Raw genomic sequence first — 22,548 nt, forward strand, 5'->3', positions numbered from 1 at the left:
GGTCCTTTTGGCGAGTTCACCCGTCGTGATCCCTCGAAGCAGAAGGGGCGCGACCAGAGAGGGGATACCGAAATGGTCTTATCGTTCGCGAATCGCGTCCGCAGCCAAATTTTGTTAACGTTACCTGCCCTCGCCGGCGCGTCCAGCGTGCTGGCCCTGGCGGCCGCTGCTCCCAGCTATGCACAAGCTCCGGCGTCGTCTTCGGGCACGACTCAGGATTCGCAGGCTGGCGTCGGAAGCGAGGACGAAATCATCGTCACCGGCCTGCGCGGGTCGCTCCAGCGCAACCTCGACATCAAGCGCGAGTCGTCGGGCGTGGTCGACGTCATCTCCGCCGAGGACATCGGCAAGTTCCCCGACTCCAACGTCGCGGCCTCGCTCCAGCGCCTGCCCGGCGTGTCGATCCAGCGCTCCGGATCGCGCGGCGAGCCCACCGGCATCACCGTTCGCGGCTTTGGCGGCGACTTCAACACCACGCTGTATGATGGTCGCCGCATCTCCACTGCGACCGGCGGACGCCAGATCGACTTCAGCACCGTGGGTGTCGACTTCATCGGGCAATTGTCCGTCATGAAGACGCCGGACGTGTCGCTCGCGTCCAGCTCGATCGGCGCAACGGTGGACATCAAGTTCCCGAACGCATTCGATCATCCCGGCTTCCGCATGGCAGCCACCGCGTCGGGCTCGCTCCAGGATCGCGCCGACAAGATCGTGCCGACCGGCGGCCTGCTGATCAGCAACACCTTCGCGGGCGACACGCTCGGCGTGCTGGCCGACGTGATCTATACGCGCCGCGATACCGACACCAACCGCGTCTATGTGTCCGGTTGGCCGGGCGGCAATTTCTCGCCCTGCCAGCTGACCGCCGCCTGCACCCAGCAGCAGCTTCAGGACAAGTCGCTGCCGGGCTGGTTCCCGCAGCAATATGGCGCCGAGCAGCAGCGCGTCCGCGACGAGCGCGTCGATGCGCGCATCTCGCTCCAGTACCATCCCTCGGAAGAGCTGATGGTGACGCTGGACAACAACTTCTCGCGCCAGAACATCACCCAGGAGAATTACGCGTTCGGCGTCTGGTTCAACCAGGGCGATCTGCGCAACGTCACGCTGGACAAGAACGGCACCGCGGTCGATTTCACCCAGGCCGGCACGCCGACCGATTTCACCGCCGCGCTCAACAAGCAGATCCTGCAGACCAACCAGACCGGCCTGAACCTCAAATACAGCGCATCCGACCATCTGAGCTTCGAGGCCGACGCCGCCTATGCGAAGAGCTGGCTGAATCCCGGCGACACGATCGGCAGCCAGAACGGCGACATCGGCTATGGCGGCAATCTGGGCAACGTGCTGCGCTTCCGGGTAACCGGCGACAGCAAGGATAGCTTCCCGACGATGAGCAACTTCGGGCCGGCCGGCAATGCCGCCGGCTGGGCGAACACCGCGGTGATCGGCTCGCACGTCACCGTCAACCAGACGCAGAAGAACACCGACGACCTCGCGCAATTCCGCGCACTCGCCACCTGGAAGCAGGAGAACCTGACGCTCAAGGCCGGCGGGCAGGTCTATCAGGACACGTTCAACTTCCGCAACCAGAGTACCTTCACCAACAACTTCTGGCAGGCCTATGCCGGCTATGGCGCACCCTCGGGCCGCACGACCGGCATCGCGCCGCTGCCGGCCAGCCTGTATCAGGGCTCGATCAGCCTCAACGACTTCATCCCCGGCTTCGGCGGGGCGCTTCCCCCGTCGGTGTTCATCTTCAGCCCGGTCGCCTATCAGCAATATCTGACCGGCCTCGGCAATCCGCAGACGAAGAACATCCCGGGCTATAATTACGGCAGCGTAACCGGCTTCACCGGTACGTTCGACGAGGCCGTGGATCCGGGCAGCGTGCTGCGCGTGCGGGAGCGGACCTGGTCGCTGTTCTTCAACGCCAGCTTCAAGGCCGACGTGGGCGGCATGCCGTTCACCCTCAACGCGGGCGTACGCAACGAGACCACGAACCTGACCGCCACCGGCCAGGGCCGCCTGCCGACCCTGATCGTCACCAGCACCGCCGATCCGACGCTGCTCAGCGTGCCGACCTACACCGACATCCAGGGCGTCACGAGCAAGAGCTCCTACTCCTTCCTGCTGCCCAGCTTCGACGCGAAGCTCGAACTGACCAACAACCTCATCCTCCGTGTCGATGCTTCGCGGACCCTCACCCGTCCGACGCTCAACCTGCTGAACCCGGTGCTGAACGTGGGCAGCGGCCAGCGTGTCGGGGCGCTCACGGCCAGCGGCGGCAATCCGAACCTGAAGCCCTATCTCGCCGACAATTTCGACATCGGCGCGGAGTGGTATTACCAGCGCAACTCCTACCTTTCGGTCGGATTCTTCCTGAAAAACGTGTCGAACTTCATCGTGGGCGGCGTCACCCGGCAGTCGATCAACAACGTGGTCGATCCGACCACCGGGCAGCTGGCGAGCTTCGCGGTTTCGCAGCAGGTCAACGGGCCGGACGCTACCGTCCGGGGCGTCGAGCTCGCCCTGCAGCACGTCTTCGGCAATTCGGGCTTCGGCTTCCAGGCGAACGCCACGCTGGTCGATACCAACCGCCCCTATGACGACAAGAACCGGTCGCAGACCGGGTTCGCGGTCACCGGCCTCGCCAACTCGGCGAACTTCGTCGGCTTCTACGACAAGAGCGGTTTCCAGATCCGCGCCGCGCTCAACTGGCGCGACAAGTATCTGCTCCAGTTCGGCCAGAACCAGAATACCGGGTCGTTCGGCGCCGAACCGACCTTCGTGAACCAGAGCTTCCAGGTCGATCTCACGACCAGCTATGACATCTCGAAGCAGTTCAGCGTGTTCGCCGAAGCGCTGAACCTCAACAACAACCAGCAGAGCACCCATGGTCGCTACAGCAACCAGCTGCTGGACGTGTTCGACTATGGCCGGCGGTACACGCTGGGCCTGCGGTATCGGTTCTGATACCGCGACGTACGAATGACCCTCGGGCGGGGTGTACCTGACGTATACCCCGCCCCTCGTTCCGGCATCGGGCAGACCTATGCACGAAATCAAGAACATCGTGATCGTCGGGGGTGGCACGGCAGGCTGGCTTACCGCCGGCGTCATCGCGGCCCGCCACCAGGCGCGCCGGGCGCAGGGCTTCACCGTAACCCTCGTCGAATCCCCCAATGTGCCGATCATCGGCGTGGGCGAAGGCACCTGGCCGACGCTCAGGACCACACTCCGCAAGATCGGCGTTTCCGAAACCGAGTTCTTCCGCCAGTGTGACGCCGCCTTCAAGCAGGGCGCGCGCTTCAACCGCTGGACGACCGGTGCCGCCGACGACGGCTATTATCACCCGCTGATGCTGCCCCAGGGCTTCGCGCAGACGAACCTGGTGCCGCATTGGCTGGCCGGCGAGGACAACGAAAGCTTCTGCGACGCGGTCACGCCGCAGGGGCGGATATGCGATGCGGGCCTCGCGCCGAAGACGATGGCCACCGCGGAATATGAGGGCGTGGCGAACTACGCCTATCATCTGGACGCGGGCAAATTCTCCTCGTTCCTGCAGCGCCATTGCTGCGACACGCTCGGCGTGCGGCACGTGCTGGCCGACGTCACCGACGTGCATCTCACGGAAAGCGGCGACATCGACCGGCTCGATACCGAGCAGGGCGTCACCATCGACGGCGACCTGTTCGTCGATTGCACCGGCTTCGCGGCGCTGCTGATCGGCAAGGCGCTCGGCGTCGGCTTCCGCGATTGCAGCGACGTGCTGTTCTGCGACACGGCGCTTGCGATGCAGGTGCCCTATGCCGATCCCGAAGATCCCATCGCCAGCCACACCATTTCCACCGCGCAGTCGGCCGGCTGGATCTGGGACATCGGCCTGCCCACCCGCCGGGGCGTGGGCCATGTCTTCTCCAGCAGCCACACCAGCATCGACGATGCCGAGCGCGCGCTGCGCGACTATGTCGGCGCCGCCGCATCCGACCTGTCGGTCCGCCGCCTCGCCATCCGTTCGGGCCACCGCGAAACCTTCTGGAAGAAGAACTGCGTGGCGGTAGGCCTTGCCGCCGGCTTTCTTGAGCCGCTGGAAGCCTCGGCCATCGTGCTGATCGAGCTCTCGGCCAAGATCATCGCGGAACAGCTTCCCGCCTGCCGCGAAGTGATGGACACCGTCGCCCGGCGCTACAACGATACCACCCTGTATCGTTGGGGACGGATCATCGACTTCCTCAAGCTCCACTATTCGCTGACGAAACGCACCGACACCGAGTTCTGGCGCGACAACCAGCGCGCGGAGACAATTCCCGATCGCCTGCGCGAGCTGATGACGCTTTGGGAATATCATGCGCCGTGGCTGCACGACGAGTTCGACCGGGTCGAGGAGGTCTTTCCCTCGGCGAGCTACCAATATGTTCTCTACGGCATGGGGCATCGGACCATGGTTCCGCCGGGCACGTTCGAGAGCGATGCGGACCAGGCGGCGCGCCTTCGCCGCGAGAACAAGATCTACACCGATCGCCTGCTGCAGGGCCTGCCCAAGCACCGCGCCCTGATCGATCGGATCGTCCAACATGGCCTCCAGCCCATCTGAACCACGGAGTAGACGGATGCCCAGGCGATTGATCGGCCTTGCAGCATTGGCGACGGGCCTGTGCGCGGCTGCCGGTGCCCATGCCCAGCCGCGGCTGGACGGCGTGTTTTCCTCGCATGCGGTGATCCAGCGCGATCAACCGATCACGCTCGCCGGCAGCGCCCGTCCGGGCGAAACAGTGATGATCAGCCTCGCCGGGCGGAGCGTGAGCATCGCCGCCGACCGCGACGGCCGGTTCAAGGCGCAGCTTCCCGCCCTGCCCGCTGGCGGCCCGTTCACGCTCACGCTGGCGGCGCCGAGCGGCGCCACGGTTCTGGATGACATCCTGATCGGCGACGTCTTCCTCTGCTCGGGCCAGAGCAACATGGAGATGAAGGTCCGCGACGCGCAGAGCCTGTTCCCCGAGGCGCATGCGCCAGTGGACCAGCGGCTCCGGCTGCTGACGGTGGACAAGAGGACGGCGGTTGCGCCCCTCGCCCGGTTCGATGCGTCGCCGGTCTGGCAAATCGCCGGCCCTGATACGTCGCCGTCCTTCTCCGCCGCCTGCCTCTACATGGTCCAGTCGCTGCGCCGCGACGGGGATGTGCCGGTGGGCGCGATCCATTCCAGCTGGGGAGGATCGCGGATCAGCGCCTGGATGAGCGACACGGCCCTGCGCCGGAGCGGCCTCGCCGACGAGGCTGACCTGCTTGCCCTCTACGCCCGCGATCCCGCGGCAGCGACGCGACGTACCTCCACGCTGTGGGAGGCCTGGTGGCGCGCCGCCAGCGGCGAGGCTGCAGGTTCCGAACCGTGGCAGCCGAATGCCGTGCTCGACTGGCGCCCTGTCCCTGCCTTCACCAATTTCGAAAGCTGGGGCGTGCCCGAGCTGGCCAACTACAACGGCATGCTCTGGTACCAGCGCACGGTCGAGCTCACCGATGCGCAGGCGCGCGGTGCCGCCACCCTGTCGCTGGGCATGATCGACGATGCCGATCGCACCTGGGTCAACGGGATCGGCGTCGGCGGTACCAGCCTTGCCGGCGCGCAGCGGATCTACGTCCTCCCCGCGGGCACGCTGAAGTCCGGGCGCAACGTCCTCACCGTCAATGACGACGACGTCTATGCGCTCGGCGGGATGCTGGGTCCGGTGGAGGCCATGCGGCTCACGCTCGCGGACGGCACCAGCATTCCGCTCGGCACCGGATGGCGCTATGCGATCGCCAGGCGCGTGCCGGGTGCCGCGCCGCGCGTGCCCTGGGACGATATCAACGGCGCCGGCACCCTGTTCAACGCGATGCTCGCGCCGCTCGCCCCGATCCGCCTGGCCGGCATCGCCTGGTATCAGGGCGAATCCGACACCGCGATCCCCGGCTATGACCAGCGCCTGCGCGCGATGATCGCGGACTGGCGGGATCGCTTCGGCAGCCCGGCGACGGCGTTCGTCATCGCCCAGCTCGCCAATTATGGCGCGCCCGCTTCGGCACCCTCGGAAAGCGGCTGGGCCGATGTGCGCGACGCCCAGCGCCGGGTCGCCGCCACCGACCCCCATGCGGGGCTGGCGGTGACGCTCGACATCGGCGACGCTTCGGACATTCACCCGGGCGAGAAGCGGCTCGTCGGCCAGCGGCTGGCGCAGGCGATGCGCGCGGCGCTGGCAGGCGCCCGCGATGGCCGGGCAGGCCCCGCCATCGCCTCGGTCGAACGCCAGGGCAGCGGCGTGGTGCTCCACTTCACCGGCGTGACGGGGGCGCTGCATACGAACAGTTCCGATCAGGCGATCGGCTTCGAACTCTGCGGCCCCGCGCCGGGGAGTTGCCGCTTTGCCGCAGCACGGGCGGCCGGCGCCAGCGTGACGCTTGCCGGCGACGGCAAGCCGGTGACCCGCGTCCGCTATGTCTGGGCGGATGCCCCTGCCACCAACCTGGCGGACGAGGCGCGCCTGCCCGTCGGCACCTTCGAACTCTCCGTCCCATGACGCCTCGCGAGGTGCGAGCCGATCCCCCACTCCCGCGTGCGTCCGATCGGGTGCGCGACCTGCCTGCGGAGAAACGACTGATGTTCAGCAAAGCAACCCACCTGATGGCATCGGCTGCAGCATTCGCGCTCGCGCTGCCGCTCATCCCCGCCTTCGCCCGCGGGCAGGACAGCGCGGCCTCGGCGGCGAACGATCAGACGGATCCCGCCATCGCACGGGCGCGGGCGCTCGTCGCCAGCATGACGCTCGAAGAGAAGCTTCCGCAGCTGCTCAACGTCGCTCCGGCGATTCCGCGCCTCGCCATCCCCGCCTACAATTGGTGGACGGAGTCGCTGCACGGCGCGCTGGGCCCGCTTCCCGCCACCAACTTCCCGGAGCCGATTGCGCTCGCCGCCAGCTTCGACGCGCCGCTGGTCCATGACGTCGCGGGCGCGATCAGCCGGGAGGTTCGCGGGCTGCACACGCTGGCGCGGCAGACCGGGCGCACTGGCCGGATCGGCACCGGCCTCGACACCTGGTCGCCCAACATCAACATCTTCCGCGATCCGCGCTGGGGGCGCGGCCAGGAAACCTATGGCGAGGATCCCTTCCTCGCCGCCACGCTGGGCTCGGCGTTCATCCGCGGCATGCAGGGCCCCGATCCGGAGCGCCCGCAGGTCATCGCCACGCCCAAGCACTTCGCGGTGCATAGCGGCCCCGAATCCACCCGGCACGCAGCGAACGTGTTCATCTCGGCGCACGATCTGGAGGACACCTACCTCCCCGCCTTCCGTGCCGCCATCGTCGATGCGCGCGCGGGTTCGATCATGTGCGCCTATAATCGCATCGACGGGCAACCCGCCTGCGCGAGCGACCTGCTGCTGAAGGAGCATCTGCGCGGCGCCTGGGGCTTCCGCGGCTATGTCGTTTCCGATTGCGACGCGGTCAAGGACATCGCCGACAACCACAAATACGCGCCTGATGCCGCCGCCGCGGTCGCCGCGGCGATGCGCACCGGCGTCGACAACGAATGCAACGGCAGCACGCTGTCGGATACCGCCGGCCTGGAGAACCGCTATCGGGAGGCGCTGGCCCGCGGGCTGATCACCGAAGCCGATGTCGATACCAGCCTCGTCCGCCTGTTCACCGCGCGCTATCGCAACGGGGACCTGGCCGGCCTCAGCGACGCACCGCCCGCCGTTCCGCCGAGTGCCGTCGGCGCGCCGGAGCATCGCCGGCTGGCGCTCGCGGCGGCGGCGAAGACCATGGTCCTCCTGAAGAACGAAGGCGTGCTGCCGCTGAAGCCAGGCGTTCGCGTGGCCGTCATCGGGCCGCTGGGCGATGCCACCCGCGTCCTTCGCGGCAACTATTCCTCGCCGCTCTCCGGCCCGCCGGTTTCGGTGCTGGAGGGACTGCGCTCGACGCTGGGCAGCCGCAACGTCACCCTCGTCCCCTTCGGCGAATCGGTAACCGACGGTGACCGCGTGCCGACCTCGGCACTGACGACGCCAGACGGGAAGCCCGGCGTGCTCGCCCGCTACTATAACCCCGTCACGCCCCTTCCCGCGCGCTTCGCCCCCGGCACCCGCGAGAAGCTGGTCGAAAGCGTCGTCTACCAGCGCGATCCCGTCGTCACGCGGACCGAGCCGGACGTCGGCGATCGCAACCTCGACCTCGCGACCGTGGCGGACGTACACCGGACCGTGTGGACCGGCTTCCTCACGCCCCCCGAAACCGGCACCTATCGCGTGGGTCTCGCCGGCGCCGGTGGAACGCTGACGCTCGACGGCCGCACGATCTCCGATCGGCGCAAGGCTCGCTGGAACGACCTGCCCGGCATGACGACGCTGACGCTGTCGGCGGGGCGCCGCTATGCCATTCGCGTGGAAGGCGCCGGCGTGGACCTGGTCTGGAAGCGCGTCTCGCCCACGCCCGCTGCCGAACTGAAGCGCGCCGCCGCATCCGCCGACGTCCTCGTCGCCGTGGTCGGCCTCACCTCCGACCTCGAAGCCGAGGAAACCGGCGTGAAGGTCGAGGGCTTCGAGGGCGGCGACAAGACGACGCTCGACATCCCCGCCGATCAGCGCGCGCTGCTCGAACAGGCGCGCGCCACCGGCAAGCCCGTCGTGGTCGTCGCGATGAACGGCAGCCCGATCAACCTCGCCTGGGCGAAGGACAACGCCGCGGCGATCCTGGAGGCCTGGTATCCGGGCGAGATGGGCGGACAGGCGGTGGCCGATATCCTGTCGGGCCGCACCAACCCCTCGGGTCGCCTGCCGCTCACCTTCTATCGCAGCACCGACGATCTGCCGGCGTTCGGCGACTATGCGATGCTGGGTCGCACCTATCGCTACTTCAGCGGCACCCCGGTCTATCCGTTCGGGCACGGGCTCAGCTACACCCGCTTCGACTATGCGCCGCTCAAGCTCGCGCCGGAACGGGGCGGCGCGGAGAAGGGGCTGCGGGTGCGCACGACCGTGACCAACAGCGGCGCGCGAGCCGGCGACGACGTCGCGCAGCTGTATCTTTCCTTCCCCGATGTGCCCGGCGTCCCGCGCGTCGCGCTTCGCGGCTTCCAGCGCGTGTCGCTCAAGCCCGGCGAGAAGCAGGAGCTGGTGTTCGAGCTTTCCCCCCGCGACCTCAGCAGCGTTTCGCCCGAGGGCCGGCGCCGCGTCGCAAAGGGTGCCTATCGCGTCTTTGTTGGCTCCGGGCAGCCGGGCACCGGAGCAGCGGGCCAGACCGCCGGCTTCACGGCCGATCAATCACCCGATCTGCCCAAATGAAACTCGTGCCCTCGACCACCTCCGCAACCAAGGCCTGCAGCAGCTATCTGCATTTCAGCAGAGTTGACGGAGTTTGCACCTAACCGTCCACAGCGTTTCGCGGCCTATTACCGGGCTCTGCAAAGTGCCATCCGGTGATTCTATCTTCCATTTATTAACAGCAACCTCAGCGAGATCATTGCCAAGTTCAAAAACCCGAATATGGTAGCGCTCACATAACAATGAATTAGGGGAGAGCCGATGCCGACGCATCGAAAGGCCTTGGTGCTTGCCATGCTTCTGTCGTCCGCCGTTCCGGCAGCGGCGCAGACGACCCTGCGCCTCGACAGGTCGGACTATTTCGAGGCGCCGGGCGTGAACTGGCTCGTATTCTCGAACGTCAACGAGGGGCTGTTCGCCGACGCCAAGATCAGCGGCGTCGAACTGATCCAGCAGGGCATCCGCACCGCGACCAACGGCGACGTTCGCCTCGCCGCCACGCCGGGCCAGTGGGACCCCGCCGCCGCCTTCGTCTCCCGCCGGGTCGACAAGGTCGCGGGGGTGATCGAGGCGGTGATGAAATACCCGGACTTCCAGTACACCGTGCGCGCGGAGCGGCGCGGGGCGAGCATCGTGCTGTCGGTATCGCTGGACTCGCCGCTCCCCGCTTCGCAGGTCGGCAAGGCCGGCCTGAACCTGGAATTCGTGCCCTCCGCCTATTTCCACCACAGCTACACCGTGGATGGCGCCGCGGCGCTGTTCCCACGATACCCCGCCGACGCGATGGCGCTGACGCCCGAGCGGAACGCGGCGAGCGGCCGCAGCGACGGCCCCGGCGCGGAGCCGCTGCCGTTCGCGAGCGGCACCGCGCTGGTGCTCGCGCCGGAAGATCCGGCCCGGCGCGTGGCGATCCGCACCCGCGAAGGCGCGCTGGCGCTGTTCGACGGGCGCAACCAGGCGCAGAATGGCTGGTTCGTCGTGCGCCAGCTGCTGCCCGCCGGCCGAACCGGGCGGGTGATCGAATGGACGCTGGATGCGAACAGCGTCCGGGGCTGGCTCCGGCCGCCGGTGATCGGGCATTCGCAAGTCGGCTACACGCCGGCGAGCCCCAAGATCGCGACGATCGAACTCGACCGCGACGACAGCCGCAAGCTGCAGCCGCGCTTGCTCAAGCTGGATGCCACCGGCCGGTTCGTGCCCGTCGGCACCGCCCCCGCGCGCGAATGGGGCCGCTATCTCCGCTACCGCTACCTCCAGCTCGACTTCACAACGGTCACCACGCCCGGCACCTATGCCATCGAGGTCGCCGGAACCCGCACGGCGCCCTTCCCCATCCGACCGGGCGTCCTGCAGAACCTCTGGAACCTGACCAACGACGTCTACCTGCCGATCGCCATGGACCATGTTCTGGTGAACGAGGCCTATCGGGTGTGGCACGGCGATCCGCACCGCGACGATGCCCGCCAGGCGCCGCTCAACCACGAGCATATCGACCTGTACCGGCAGGGCCCGACGACGGACACGCCGTTCAAGCCCGGCGAGCATATCCCCGGCCTGGCGGTCGGCGGCTGGCTGGATGCCGGCGACTTCGATATCCGCACGCAGACCCAGTATCAGGTCATCCGCCAGCTGGTGGATGCGTGGGAAAGCTTCGGGATCGACCGCGACACGGTCTCGGTCGACTGGGACGCGCGGCGGGTCGAAATGCATGTGCCGGACGGCACGCCCGATATCCTGCAGCAGATCCGGCACGGCAGCCTGCAGCTGCTCGCCCAGCAGGATGCCGTCGGCCATGCGATCCACGGCATCGTGGAGCCCGATGTCGGCCAATATACCCATCTCGGCGACGCCGCGAGCAAGACGGACGGGCTGGTCTACGACCCGAAACTCAAGCCGTTCGAGCGCGCGTACGACGCGCGGGGCGGCCGCAGCGGTACGCCGGACGATCGCTGGGCCTTCACCAGCAAGGCGTCCGCGCTGGAGTATGGCTCGGCCGCCGCGCTCGCCGCGACCTACCGCGCCTGGAAGGATCGCGACGCCGCCTTTGCCAGGCGATGCCTGGCGATGGCCCAGAAGATCTGGGCGGACGAGCACAGCCACGCGCCCGACCTGTTCCAGCACGGCAACACCACGGGCGGGCCGATCGAGGTCGAGGAGTTCACGGCGGCGGTGGAGTTGCTCGCCGCCACTGGCGACAAGCGCTACGCCGAGCGCGTGCAGGCGCTGACCCCGGCGATGCTGCGCGGCTTCGCGTTCACCGCCACCACGATGGCCAAGGCGCTGCCGTTCATGCCGGCCACGTATCGCGCTACCCTGGAACCGGCGGTCCGCGAATGGGCGGCAAAGGCGCAGGCCATGATGAAGGAGAACCCGTTCGGGGTGCCCATCACCGCAGGCGGGTGGGCCGGCAGCGGGGCGGTGCTGAACTTCGGCCTGACCGGGTATGCGTTGCACCGCGCCTTTCCCGACCTGGTGGACACGTCCCCGGTCACGCGCGCGCTCGATTTCCTGCACGGCCATCATCCGGCATCCGATCGATCGCTGGTCTCCGGCGTCGGCGCGCTGTCCAAGGAAGTCGCCTATGGCAGCAACCGCGCCGATTTCTCGTTCATCCCGGGCGGTGTGGTGCCCGGCGTGCTGCTGCTGAAGCCGGACTATCCCGAGAACCGCGACGACTGGCCGTTCTTCTGGGGCGAGAACGAATATGTGGTGCCGGAAGGCGCCATGTACCTCGCGCTGGCGAACGCAGGCGCCCGGCTGGCGGAGCCCATGCACTAGGGGGCAAACGCCCTTCGCACGACAGGCCAAGAATCCAACAACAGGAGAGGGTACATGACAGGACCAGAAAAGTTGCAGGCAAGCCGCGGACGGCGCACCTCGCTCCGGCGGCGCGCCATCCTGATCGGCGCGGCGTTCGCGTGCGCGTGGACGGTTCCGGCCCAGGCGCAGCAAGACAAGATGCAGCCGATCGCAACACCCGCGCAGCCGACCGCCATCGAACTCGGGACCGGCCCGCTGCCCGGCGGGACCAATCCCGAATCCTGGCACAGCCAATATGGCAGCGTCTTCGCCCGCAACGTGGTGGTCGCGACGCTGACGCCGTTTCTTCCCGATCCCGCGAAGGCGACCGGCGCCGCGGTCGTGGTCGCCCCCGGCGGCGGCTTCCGCACCCTGTCGATGCAGAACGAGGGCTGGGACGTCGCCAAGGCGCTTGCCGCGCGGGGCGTTGCCGCCTTCGTGCTCAAATATCGCCTGAACCAGACGCCGGCGAAAATGGGTGCCTTCGAACGATCGATGGCGGAGATGTTCTCCACCACTGCCGCACGCCCGCCCCGCCCCGATCCCGACCAGATGATGGCCGGCCTGGCCCCGCAGATCGCCGATTCACGCGCGGCGTTCGCGCTGATCCGACGGCGGGCGGCCGAATGGCACGTCGATCCCAACAAGGTCGGCATGGTCGGCTTCTCCGCCGGGGCGATGCTCACCATGGCGACCGCGCTCGCCGGGCAGGACGCGAAGCCCGCGTTCATCGGCGACATCTACGGCCCGCTCGCCAGCGTCACCGTTCCCGCCGACGCCCCGCCGCTCTTCGTTGCGCTGGCCGCCGACGACCCCTTCTTCGGCAGCGGCGGGTTCGGCCTGATCGATTCGTGGAAGGCGGCCAAGAAGCCCGTGGAATTCCACCTCTATGAGCAGGGCGGCCATGGCTTCGGCATGTACCCGAAGACGACGACCAGCACCGGCTGGTTCGATGCATTCGCAAGCTGGCTGACGATGCACGGATGGATGAAGCCGGCGAAGTGAGCCGAGCTCGTAGCTGATCGACGGGACCGGCAGCTTAGCCCTGCCGGTCCCGCTTCATCACGGCCGCAGGAACCGCCATTTCCCCGCGTCGCTCGCGGGATCGAACGTCGTCAGTGCCGGCGTGCTTCGGCCGATCGCGACCAGTGCCTTGGGATGCTTCCCATCGTCCTGCGCCTTGGGCATGATCCGATAGGTGCCGTCGGTCAGCTGGTCGATCCGCCACAGCTGCTCGGGTGCGCCGGTGAAGACCGGCACCGCCTGCAGGCTGCCCTGCGGCCCCGTTGCAAGGGCACGCTCGGTCCCCGTGATCAGGATCTTGTAGTAGGGCGCTCCGAAGGCGCCGCCCGCGCCCTCCGCCGGCGTGACCGTCCATTGCTGGTGCGACCGGATCATATAGTCACCCAGGTCGACCTCTACCGCCCCCGCCGGCCAGCTCGCCCGGTTCTCCGCCAGCGTCTGGTTCGGGATTGGCCCCGTCGGATCGCCGGGGGAAGCAAAGAAACTGCGCCGCACGTCGAAGGGCATGCGGACGAAATCGACCGCGAGTTCCAGCGCGCCGCCGCTGCGCTCCGACTGGATTTCATAGGTGCCCGCCGGCACGTTTTCGCCGGTCACGGGCCAGCCGTCCCGCCACAGCAGCGGCAGGATGCCGAGCACGCTGCGCCCGCCGCGATCCAGGTCGGACTCATAGTGCATCGAGAATTTCTCGACGCTGTCGCCCAGGTCGAGCAGGCCGAAATGCCCCGGCCCATATTGCCGGCCGCGTCCGGCGACGACGAGCGTGCCGCCGCCCTTCAGCAACGGTATGCCCATCTTGTCGACGAACGGCCCGGTGGGGCTGCGCGAACGGCCGACGCGGATGTTGTACGAGGAGTTCGGCCCGTCGCAGCAGGTGCCGTGCGTGCCGAGCAGATAGTACCAGCCGTCGCGGTGCATCAGCGCGGTGGCTTCCATGTCGATCGCGACGTCGACCGGCGTGTTCCCCGGCATCTTGTCGCCGGTCTTGGGATCCAGCTCGATCATCCGGATATAGCCGTAATAGGTGCCGTAGCTAAGCCACAGCCGCCCCTCGGCGAAAAGGAAGGCAGGATCGATCGCGTCGGCAGGCTCCAGCCCATTGGTGGAGACGACGGTGCCAACCTCATGATAGGCGAAATCGGGCGACTTGGGATCGAGCGAGCGGGTCCACATGACCTTCACGTCGCTGGCGTGGCCGCCGTTCATCCCGCCACCGCCCACGGCGTAGGCGACGTAATAGCGGTCGCCGATCTTGATCACGTCCGGCGCGACGCCGCCGCCGGGCCGCTCGCCGCCGCTGCGCCAGGTCCAGCCATCTTCCGAGACCAGACCGCCGCCGCGGGTGCCGAAGGTCCACCATCGGCCGTCCGAATAGGTGATGGTGGAAGGATCGTGGATGAAGGGCTCGCCCGCCAGCTGGGCGGATGCGACATGCGGTTGCGCGAGCAGGAACAGCGCGGCGAGCGGCAGGGCAGCGATCTTCATGGCGTTCCTCACTTCACGTCGATCTGGATGTCGCGGATCGGCTTGCCGTCGGCATCGACGAAGCGCGCGCAGAAATCGCTGAGGCCCGGGCCGTTGATCACTGCACCGCGCAGGACGTTGCGGCCTTTCCGCAGCGTGATCGGTCGTGACAGCACATCGTCCATCACCATCCGACGATCGCCGTAGAGCCCGGCCACGTCGTTCCCGTTCAGCCACCAGCGCGACGCCGAGTTGGACCCCAGCGCCAGTCGCACGCCCCGCATCTCGCGCGGTGCGTGGACCACCGTCACCGCCCAGAAGATCACGCCATAGGTCGGCTTGCCGAGCCCCTGTGCCAGATAGAAGAGCTTCATGTCGAACATGCTGGAATCAAGCGCATGCCAGCGCAGCCCTCCTTGTACGCTCTCCCCGTCCCGAGGCACTGCGTCGAAGCGGCCGGGAAAAGTGGCCGGCGCCAGGACGTCCCGAACATAGCTGGGCGTGAAGCCGGCATTGGTGCGGTTGGGCTTCACAACCGGCTCCAGCAGCAGCCAGCGACGCAGAAAGCCATCGCCATCCGGCGCGGTCGCCGCTGCGGATACCGGCATGAAATATGGGGCCAGGCCGGTGGGCGGCGGCAGCTTCTCCTCCACCATGCCGGCCGTCTGCGCAGGAAGCGCCGCAGGGGCCAGCAAGGTGAGTGCGATCGCGCAGCCAAAGGCTGCGGAAGGGGGCATGCCCATTGCCGGTGTCTCCTCTCCCGACGACTCGCCATGGTCGCCATTGTTATCGGTAACAGCATGGCTATGCGGCGTGACGGTGCGCCGTCAACTGTGAAACGTCGGCGGATCTCACGGCCTGAGCGCGCGCATGTTTTGGCTTTGTATATTCGCTATTTAGGCAAGGGATAAAGGATGATCTGGATCACTGCGCCATCTGATTTTCTCCGACCAGTTTGCGGCTGTTGCATCGCGCACCGGGTACCCGGAACAGGACCCGCCATGGGGGCGTGACGCCGCGGCAGCGTTCGTCGCCTGGTCGGTTCGGCTACCAGCGGCTGGCATGAACCGTCAGAAGCTGTACCAACCGTATCGCGAGGAACGACTGACGGCAGGCAAGCGTGGCGGGCGCAACCGCGCGCCGGGCACGCCGGCACCAATGGCGATCCCGCAGAGGCCCAACCAACGCTGGCTTCCAGGTCCTGTTGCCAAGTTTAGGCAACCACCGGCGGATGGCCACGGGATTGAGGAGGCTGGCGGACGACAGCGCGGCCTTGTCGGAGCGGGTGGCGATGCTGCAAGGCCTGCTCATGCCCCGTATCGCGGCGGAATGTGCGGTGCGTCGGGCAAGCGCTGCGCGATCCACGACACGATGTCTTCGATGACGGCTTCCCTGCCGATATCGGATAGAAGATCGTGATACGCCCCCTCGTCAGAGTCTCAGCGCTTTATCCCGGGTTCCCGTTGCCTCGTAAATTGCTGGCTGCCGCGGAACCGCGTCGCTTGGTCGGCGGTGCCGTGCAGGATGAGGACCGGAGTCGTCACCTGTGAGAAGTCGCGGCCCAGTCGCTCCCCCGCGCGGATCAGCGCCGCCACGGTTATGGCTGGCCACGAACTGCTCGGCCACCCACTGGTACTGACGCGATGTCAGTCGCGCCCCCGTGCCAGTTGCTCGCGTAGCTCGGCATTTTCCGCTCCAACGCGGCCAGGCGGTCGTGCAGTGGTTGCGCTGCTGTCGCGATCTCGTGCGCGCTGAACCGCGGCAGGGCATGTTGCGGACAGTTCCAGTCGAAGGCGACCAGCCGCGGCCGGAAGATGCGCTCGATCGACGCGCCATAATCGGGATCCGTCACGCGCTCGGTCGTCGCCGGATCGATGCCGGGCTCGTCCTTAGCTGGCATATTCATCCAACGGATCGAGTGAAATTCGTCGCGGCAGACTGCCGCAACAATAAATTACAAGATGTTCCAGGCAATTGATGGACGCGCTGGGGACCTGTGGGGTAGTTCGCCGGCATGCAAGCCATGACCAGCAGGCGAGGAAGGCTGGCGATCGTCTTCTGGGCGATGGCGATGGGAGGCTGTAACCGTCACCAATCGGTGTTCGCATCGTTCGGCGAGGAAGCGGCGGACATCAATCATATCACGCTGGTCATGGTGGCGGGCGGCATACTCGTCGCCGCCGGCGTCGCCGGCTTGATGGCCTGGGCGGTGCGCGCCCGGCCGGGAGCGTTGAGCCTGCGCGGCGGCGAACGGCTGATCCTGATCGCCGGCGGGCTGATCCCGGCGCTGGTGCTGGCCGCGCTGCTCGTGTTCAGCCTGCCCTATATGCGACCACGCGCCGTCGCCCCCGCCAATCTGCGCATCGACGTGGCCGGCGAGCAATTCTGGTGGCGGGTGGCCTATCGGCCGGCGGACGGCCCGGCGGTGGTGAGCGCGAATGAGATCCGCATCCCGGTTGGCCGCACGGTGCTGTTCCGGCTGGCGGGGGGCGACGTCGTCCACAGCTTCTGGATTCCGGGGCTGGCCGGCAAGATGGACATGATCCCCGGCCGCACCAACGAACTGCCGGTACGCGCCACCCGGGCGGGACGGTTTCGCGGACAATGCACCGAATTCTGCGGGCTGTCCCACGCGTTGATGGCGTTCGACGTGGTGGCGATGCCGGCCGAGGCGTTCGATCGCTGGCTTGTGGAGCAGCGCCGCCCGGCGGTGGCGAGCACGGCTCCCGGTGCGGCGCTGTTCCTGCAGCATGGCTGCGGCGGCTGTCACGCGATCCGCGGCACCGCGGCAGCTGGCACGATCGGGCCGGACTTCACCCATCTGGCGGCGCGCGCGACAATCGGCGCGGGGACGCTGCCCAACACCGAAGCGGCGCGGCTGCGCTTCCTGCGCGAACCCGCCGCCGTGAAGCCGGGCGCGCGGATGCCCGCCTATCCGCAGCTGCCCGAAACCGAAGCCCGCGCGATCGCGCGCTATCTGGGAACCTTGCCATGAGCCTCCACGCGCAGGACGATCCCCAGCTGCGCCGCGCGCAGGAGGAGCGGCTGCGCGCCGTGTGGGCGCCGCCCAAGGGCTGGCTGCGCCGCTGGAGCGATAGCAACAACAACGCGGTCGGGCCCTGGTACACCAGTACCGCCTTCGTCTTCATGCTGTTCGCCGGGGTGCTCGCGCTGATCATGCGGGCCCAGCTGGCGGTGCCGGAGAACGACCTGGTCTCCGCCAATACCTTCAACCAGCTGTTCACGCTGCACGGCTCGGCGATGATGTTCCTGTTCGCGGTGCCGATGTTCGAGGCGGTCTCGATCATCCTGTTGCCCCAGCTGCTCGGCGCGCGCGACCTGCCGTTCCCCCGGCTCTCCGCCTTCGGCTATTGGAGCTTCCTGATCGGCGGGGTGTTCGTGCTCGGCTCGATCTTCTTCAACGCTGCGCCCGATGGCGGCTGGTTCATGTACCCGCCGCTCACCACCCGCACCGACCTGTCGGGGCTCGGTGCCGATATCTGGATGCTGGGCCTGTCGTTCATCGAAGTCTCGTCGGTGGCGGCGGCGGTGGAACTGATCGTCGGCGTGCTGAAATGCCGGCCGCCGGGCATGCGGCTCAACCTGATGCCGCTCTATGCCTGGTACATCCTGGTCGTGGCGGTGATGATCCTGTTCGCCTTCCCGCCGCTGATCGCGGGCGATCTGCTGTTCGAGATGGAGCGGCTGCTCGACTGGCCGTTCTTCGACGCCAGCCGGGGCGGCGACCCGCTGCTCTGGCAGCACCTGTTCTGGATCTTCGGGCATCCGGAGGTCTATGTGATCTTCCTGCCCTCGATCGCGCTGTTCGCGATGCTGATCCCCACCTTCGCCCAGCGGCATCTGCTCGGCTATCCCTATATCGTGCTGGCGGCGGTGGGCACCGCGTTCCTCAGCTTCGGGCTGTGGGTGCACCACATGTTCGCGACCGGGCTGCCCAAGATCAGCCTCGCCTTCTTCTCGGCGGCGAGCCAGGCGGTGGTGATCCCGACGGGCATCCAGATCTTCGCCTTCATCGCCACGCTGGCGGCGGGGCGAGTGATCTTCTCGACGCCGTTGCTCTACGCGACCGGCAGCCTCGCCATCTTCGTCATCGGCGGGCTCACCGGGGTGATGGTCGCGATCGTGCCGTTCGACTGGCAGGCGCACGATACCTATTTCGTCGTCGCGCACCTGCATTATGTGCTGATCGGCGGTACGCTGATGCCGCTGTTCGCGGGCCTCTATTACTATTGGCCTCTGGTGACGGGGAAGCAGCTGAGCGACCGGATCGGTCGCACTGCCTTCTGGATCCTGTTCGCCGGCGCCAACCTCGCCTTCTTCCCGATGCACCTGTCCGGGCTGATGGGCATGCCGCGCCGGGTGTTCACCTATCCGGCCGAACTTGGGCTGCAGGGGCTGAACATGGCGTCGACGATCGGCGCGTTCCTGTTCGCCGGGGGCGTGCTGCTGATCGTGATCGACCTGCTCCGCTCGCCCTGGCGTCCGCTCTCGCCGCGCAATCCGTGGAACGCAGGCACGCTCGAATGGCTGGCGACCCCCAGCGGCGAGCCATGGGGCGTGCGCTCGATCCCGCTGATCGAAAGCCGCTATCCGATCTGGGACCAGCCCGATTTCGTCCGCAAGGTCGATGAGGGCCGCTTCTTCCTGCCCGATGCCGAGGAAGGCCGGCGCGAATCGCTGATCACCTCGGTGCTCGACGCCAAGCCGGTAGCGGTGATGCGGCTGCCCACGCCGTCCTTCGTGCCGATGGCGACGGCGGCGGCGCTGGGCGGCGTGTTCATTCTCACCACCTACCACCTCTACTGGCTCGCGCTCGCTGCTGCCGTGCTGACGCTGGCGCTGGTGCTCACCTGGCTGTGGCGCACCGCCGAGATCCCGGAGAAGCCGTGCAAGCCGATCGGCCACGGCATCGATCTGCCGCTGTATGTGGCGGGGCCGCTCGCGCCCGGCTGGTGGGCGATGTTCATCACGATGATGGCCGATGCGACGGCCTTTTCGGGGCTGGTGTTCGGCTATTACTTCTTCTGGACGGTGCATCCGAGCTTCCCGCCGCCGGGCATGACCGGGCCGGGCGTGTTCTGGCCGATGGCGGCGCTGGCGCTGATGGTGCTGGGCTGGGCCGCGACGCTCGCCGCGCGGGAAACCAACCGGCGCGGCGCGGTCATGGCAGCGCGGCTGCTGCTGGCCCTGAGCGCGCTCGCCGGGCTTGCTTCGATCCCGGCGGGACTGGCCGGCCCCTGGCTGTCGCACCTCGATCCGACGCTCCACAGCTATCCCGCGATCGTATGGACGCTGACGGCGTGGACCGTCGCCCATGCCGGCGTGGGCGTGATCGGGCAACTCTACGCCCTGGCCCGAAGCCTCGCCCGGCGGGCGACGCCGACCCATGACGCCGATATCCGCAACGTCACGCTCTATCAGCATTTCCTGCTGTTCACCGCGCTTGTCGCCTGGGCGACGCTGGGCCTGTTCCCGGAGGTGGCATGATCGGGCGGCTGCACCAGCGTTTCCGCGCGCTGCGCGTCACCTTGTGGACGCTGATCGTGCCGCCGACGAGCTGGGCGGCGCATTTCCTCTTTTCCTATCTGTGGGCGGCGGTGCGCTGCGCCAAGACCGGGCGCTATGTCGACGCGCCCGCGATCTTCTGGGGCGGTACGGCGGCGGCGCTGCTGGTGATCCTCGCCTCGGGCTGGATCGCCTGGGTGCAGGCGCGCATCCCCGGCGACCACCCGCCGCACGAATCCGGCACCGACAGCGATCGGCTGCGCTTCCTCGCCTATGCGACCCTGCTGCTTGCCGGGCTCAGCGTGATCGGCGTCGTCTTCACCGCGCTGCCGGTGCTGTTCCTGCGAGACTGCCGATGAGCGCCGTACCCCTCGCGCTGGGGGCCGCGCTGCTCGGACTGGGCTGGATGCTCGCCGGGCAGGGGATGACCGGGCACATGGCGGCCCACATGCTGGCGGTCGCCGTTGCGGCGCCGTGCGTTGCGCTGGGCATTGCCGGCACGCGCGTTGATCCGGCGCGGCGCCTGCCCCGGATCATCACGCCGCTGGCGATGAGCGTCGTCGAGCTGGGCGTGGTCTGGAGCTGGCACTTGCCGGCGCTGCGTACCGCCGCGGCGCACAGTGCGCTGCTGCTCGCGCTCGAGCAGGCCAGCTTCCTCGCCGCCGGCGTGCTGCTGTGGAGCGCAGTGCTGGCACCGGGCGCGCGGGCGATGGGGGTGGGCGCGCTGCTGCTCACCTCGATGCACATGACGCTGCTCGGCGCGCTGATCGGGCTGGCGCCGCGGCCGCTCTATCCGGCGATGGCGCATGCGGCACCCTGGGGGCTGGCGCCGCTCGCCGACCAGCAGCTTGCCGGCGTGGTGATGCTGCTCGTGGGCGGCGCGGCTTATTTCCTCGGCGGGCTGGGCCTGTTGGCCACAATGTTGCGGCAGGAGGCGCGGGCATGACGATCCGGATCACCTGGAAACGCGTGGTGTTGGCGTTCGCCGGCATCGTGGCGCTGGCGCTGGCGGTCGGCTGGTCGGGCGCGATCAACGTCGCCGCATCCAGCGGGCATTGGCCGATCACCAACTGGTTCCTGCACTGGGTGATGCGCAACTCGGTGGGCACCCGCAGCGCGCTGGAGAGCCCCAAGGCGGCGGCCGATCCCCAGGGTCTGGTGAGCGCCGCCGGCCATTTCGCCGCGAGCTGCGCCGCCTGCCACGGCGCCCCCGGCATGCGGCCGCGCGCGGTGTTCCAGGCGGCGACGCCCCCCGCGCCGGACCTTGCCCGCACCGCGAAGGAGTGGAGCGATCGCGAGCTGTTCTGGATCATCGCCCACGGCGTGAAGTTCAGCGGCATGCCCGCCTGGCCGGCGCGCGACCGCCCGGACGAGATCCGCCGCATGGTCGCCTTCGTCCGCCGCCTGCCGACGATGACACCGGCCGACTATGCCCGGCTGACCGGCGGCATTGCCGGAATCGCCGGCGCGCCGCGGTTCGAGGCCTGTGCCGGCTGCCACGACGCTGATGGGCGGGGCCGCGGACAGGGCGACATTCCGGTCCTTGGCGGGCAGAACCCTGCCTATCTCGAGGCGGCGCTGCGCGCCTATCGTGACGGGCACCGATCCAGCGGCGTGATGGCCAACGCCGCCGCGCTGCTGAGCGACACCGATGCAACCGCATTGGCCGGGCGGTTCGCCAGTCTGCCGGGACTGGGGGAAGCGCCGAAGGCCCGCGACGCGGATGCCGAGCGCATCGTCGCGCGCGGCCTGCCCGATCGCCAGCTGCCTGCCTGTTCGAGCTGCCACGCACCGGGCAAGCCCTATCCCGTCCTGGCCGGGCAGAAGCCCGCCTATCTGGCTGCACGGCTTTGGCAGATGCGCGGCGACGGCACGAAGGTGGATGCCCGCCAGTCGCAGGCGACCATGCCGGTGATCGCGCGGCGCATACCGGAAGCAATGATAGATCGAGTGGCGGCGTATCTTGGAAATACTTTGGAATAGCGTGACCAGTCTATAGGTGCCGCGGTCGTGCAGCTGCTCAAGCCATCGCTCCGCCAAAGCCGAGGTCACGTAGTTAAAAGCCAGAGCGGGTTCACGCTTGGCGGAAATCGCGAGGAATTCCTTTTTTCTGATCGTGTGCTTCATAGGCGGCCGTCATGACGGAGGCGGCGTCGGGTTGGCGATATGGGCAGAGTTACTCGCGGGAATTGCGCGATCGGGTGCTGGGGGCGGTGGACCGCGGGCGACATCAAAGGCGCAACAAAATCCATTATGTGGTACAGGCAAACATAAAATGAGAATTGGCTTGACCATATTCTGAAGTTGTCGGACCGTGGCGGAACAAGCCGCCTAGGGAGAGTTTATGAGGTACACCCCTGTCCTCATCACAGCTGCAGCGCTGGCGGGCGGCTACACGCCGGCTTTCGCTCAGCGCGCATCCACGCACGTCGCTTCTCCGCGCC

Annotated in this window: 15 protein-coding genes and 1 pseudogene; 12 read left to right on the plus strand and 4 right to left on the minus strand. The window is 67.8% G+C overall.

The genetic code is table 11. The features are described 5' to 3' along the window. The first annotated feature begins 72 nt into the window (after positions 1-72). The 6 genes from SPI01S_RS04675 (at position 73) to SPI01S_RS04700 (ending at position 13,096) form a co-directional block, all read left to right on the plus strand. Positions 73-2,973: a TonB-dependent receptor gene (locus SPI01S_RS04675; protein ID WP_066718802.1), complete on the plus strand. Its 2,901-nt coding sequence runs from the start codon at positions 73-75 to the stop codon at positions 2,971-2,973. 79 nt (positions 2,974-3,052) lie between these two features. Further along, positions 3,053-4,594, plus strand: a complete 1,542-nt coding sequence (locus SPI01S_RS04680) for a tryptophan halogenase family protein (protein WP_066718805.1) — start codon at positions 3,053-3,055, stop codon at positions 4,592-4,594. Between the two features lie 16 nt (positions 4,595-4,610). Beyond that, entirely contained in the window at positions 4,611-6,551 is a 1,941-nt protein-coding gene (locus SPI01S_RS04685; RefSeq protein ID WP_066718808.1) for a sialate O-acetylesterase, read from the plus strand. Between the two features lie 80 nt (positions 6,552-6,631). Continuing rightward, the gene (locus SPI01S_RS04690; protein WP_245653469.1) at positions 6,632-9,313 is read left to right on the plus strand and encodes a glycoside hydrolase family 3 C-terminal domain-containing protein; all 2,682 of its coding nucleotides are present in this window, start codon (positions 6,632-6,634) and stop codon (positions 9,311-9,313) included. Between the two features lie 273 nt (positions 9,314-9,586). Then, positions 9,587-12,070 carry a glycoside hydrolase family 9 protein gene (locus tag SPI01S_RS04695; protein ID WP_245653470.1) on the plus strand — a complete coding sequence of 828 codons (2,484 nt, stop codon included), beginning with the start codon at positions 9,587-9,589 and terminating at the stop codon, positions 12,068-12,070. A gap of 54 nt (positions 12,071-12,124) precedes the next feature. Continuing rightward, positions 12,125-13,096 (plus strand): alpha/beta hydrolase, encoded by a 972-nt coding sequence (locus tag SPI01S_RS04700; protein ID WP_066718814.1) that lies wholly within the window; start codon positions 12,125-12,127, stop codon positions 13,094-13,096. Between the two features lie 57 nt (positions 13,097-13,153). Here the strand turns inward: SPI01S_RS04700 and SPI01S_RS04705 are convergent, their stop codons facing one another. Both SPI01S_RS04705 and SPI01S_RS04710 read right to left on the minus strand, forming a co-directional pair. Then, entirely contained in the window at positions 13,154-14,599 is a 1,446-nt protein-coding gene (locus SPI01S_RS04705) for a family 43 glycosylhydrolase (protein WP_066718817.1), read from the minus strand. 8 nt (positions 14,600-14,607) lie between these two features. Beyond that, a complete protein-coding gene (locus tag SPI01S_RS04710; RefSeq protein ID WP_245653471.1) occupies positions 14,608-15,321 on the minus strand; it encodes an acetylxylan esterase in 714 nt (237 codons plus the stop codon). Between the two features lie 319 nt (positions 15,322-15,640). Here SPI01S_RS04710 and SPI01S_RS23415 point away from each other — a divergent pair. Further along, positions 15,641-15,769: pseudogene (locus tag SPI01S_RS23415) on the plus strand (IS3 family transposase); the annotation flags it as partial. 248 nt (positions 15,770-16,017) lie between these two features. On the opposite strand, the gene SPI01S_RS23335 reads toward SPI01S_RS23415, so the two are convergent. Both SPI01S_RS23335 and SPI01S_RS04715 read right to left on the minus strand, forming a co-directional pair. Further along, the gene (locus SPI01S_RS23335) at positions 16,018-16,173 is read right to left on the minus strand and encodes a serine aminopeptidase domain-containing protein (protein ID WP_169804458.1); all 156 of its coding nucleotides are present in this window, start codon (positions 16,171-16,173) and stop codon (positions 16,018-16,020) included. Between the two features lie 2 nt (positions 16,174-16,175). Beyond that, positions 16,176-16,478: a hypothetical protein gene (locus tag SPI01S_RS04715; protein WP_157084555.1), complete on the minus strand. Its 303-nt coding sequence runs from the start codon at positions 16,476-16,478 to the stop codon at positions 16,176-16,178. Positions 16,479-16,601: 123 nt separating this feature from the next. On the opposite strand from SPI01S_RS04715, the gene SPI01S_RS04720 reads away from it, so the two are divergent. Genes SPI01S_RS04720 through SPI01S_RS04740 form a run of 5 tightly spaced genes read left to right on the plus strand, consistent with a single transcriptional unit; the run spans position 16,602 to position 22,087 of the window. Next, complete coding sequence (locus SPI01S_RS04720; RefSeq protein WP_066718821.1) at positions 16,602-17,573, plus strand: cytochrome c oxidase subunit II; 972 nt, start codon at positions 16,602-16,604, stop codon at positions 17,571-17,573. Next, positions 17,570-20,086: a cbb3-type cytochrome c oxidase subunit I gene (locus SPI01S_RS04725; RefSeq protein WP_066718823.1), complete on the plus strand. Its 2,517-nt coding sequence runs from the start codon at positions 17,570-17,572 to the stop codon at positions 20,084-20,086. The genes SPI01S_RS04720 and SPI01S_RS04725 overlap by 4 nt, the downstream gene beginning before the upstream one ends. After that, positions 20,083-20,463 carry a hypothetical protein gene (locus tag SPI01S_RS04730; protein WP_066718826.1) on the plus strand — a complete coding sequence of 127 codons (381 nt, stop codon included), beginning with the start codon at positions 20,083-20,085 and terminating at the stop codon, positions 20,461-20,463. The genes SPI01S_RS04725 and SPI01S_RS04730 overlap by 4 nt, the downstream gene beginning before the upstream one ends. Further along, positions 20,460-21,050: a cytochrome c oxidase assembly protein gene (locus SPI01S_RS04735; RefSeq protein ID WP_066718829.1), complete on the plus strand. Its 591-nt coding sequence runs from the start codon at positions 20,460-20,462 to the stop codon at positions 21,048-21,050. Before SPI01S_RS04730 ends, SPI01S_RS04735 begins: the two co-directional genes overlap by 4 nt. Beyond that, entirely contained in the window at positions 21,047-22,087 is a 1,041-nt protein-coding gene (locus SPI01S_RS04740) for a c-type cytochrome (protein WP_066718832.1), read from the plus strand. Before SPI01S_RS04735 ends, SPI01S_RS04740 begins: the two co-directional genes overlap by 4 nt. Positions 22,088-22,548 lie beyond the last annotated feature (461 nt).

The organism is Sphingomonas pituitosa NBRC 102491 (assembly GCF_001598435.1).
GTDB lineage: Bacteria > Pseudomonadota > Alphaproteobacteria > Sphingomonadales > Sphingomonadaceae > Sphingomonas > Sphingomonas pituitosa.